Source organism: Collinsella sp. AF31-11 (genome assembly GCF_003475605.1).
GTDB lineage: Bacteria > Actinomycetota > Coriobacteriia > Coriobacteriales > Coriobacteriaceae > Collinsella.
The window spans coordinates 1-300 of record NZ_QRQS01000006.1 but is presented as its reverse complement, the minus strand read 5'-3'; the positions used below and the strand labels follow the sequence as shown (position 1 = coordinate 300).

1 rRNA gene is annotated in these 300 nt (G+C 73.3%); it reads right to left on the bottom strand.

The features are described 5' to 3' along the window. Nucleotides 1-21: 21 nt before the first annotated feature. Nucleotides 22-137, bottom strand: a 5S ribosomal RNA gene (rrf, locus tag DWZ22_RS04770). Nucleotides 138-300 lie beyond the last annotated feature (163 nt).

Sequence of the window (300 nt, the reverse complement as noted above, 5' to 3'; positions counted from 1 at the left end):
GACGGCTCGGTGCCGTCCACCGGTCAGCGGCGCCCTGGCCTCCCACGGGCTGGCCCCGCAGTACTCTCGGCGCGATGGGGCTTAGCTTCCGGGTTCGGAACGGGACCGGGCGTGCCCCCCATGCTCTGGCCGCTGACCGGTGGGCGGCGCCCACCGTTACGGTGTCCGGTATCGCATACACGTGCCCTGGGGGCCGCATGGCGCATAGGGGAGGTGACTCGGGGGCATCCTCGTGCCCGGACCGCGCTTCAGAGCGCATGTCCCGCGGGCCGCGAGGTGCGGTTCCGGAAGAGCTCGGGC